This window comes from Xenorhabdus sp. KJ12.1 (assembly GCF_963876495.1).
GTDB lineage: Bacteria > Pseudomonadota > Gammaproteobacteria > Enterobacterales > Enterobacteriaceae > Xenorhabdus > Xenorhabdus stockiae.
Map to the genome: position 1 here is coordinate 1 of NZ_CAWNQH010000038.1, position 399 is coordinate 399.

The 399-nt window shown below is 49.4% G+C and carries 1 pseudogene; it reads left to right on the top strand.

Annotation, left to right across the window (positions count from 1 at the left end):
- Positions 1 to 96: 96 nt before the first annotated feature.
- Positions 97 to 399, top strand: a pseudogene (locus tag AACS92_RS04230) (terminase large subunit domain-containing protein); the annotation flags it as partial.

The following is a 399-nucleotide window of genomic DNA, read 5'->3' on the forward strand; positions in this document are numbered from 1 at the left end:
ATTCCAAATCCGAAGAGATGCATGACAAAGTGGTAGGTACGTTCATTGAGCGTGAATACTATCTTTCATAACAGATCTAACTATTGGGAGCATGACCCGCACGTCAAAGGCCACTTGCGCGGTAAGCCCATCATTCTCGAACCGTGGCAACAGTTCGCCTTTGCGAATCTGTTCGGCTTCAAAGTGAAGGCAACCGGAAGGCGGAAATATCGTAGTGTTTACATTCAGGTGCCGCGCAAAAATGCCAAATCTACCGTTGCCGCGATACTGGCGAACTGGTTTCTGGTAATGGAGCAAGGCCAGCAGGATATTTACACCGCCGCCGTGAGCCGTGATCAGGCGCGTATTGTGTTTGATGATGCCCGCCAGATGAGTCTGTTATCAAAGCCCCTGAAAAAA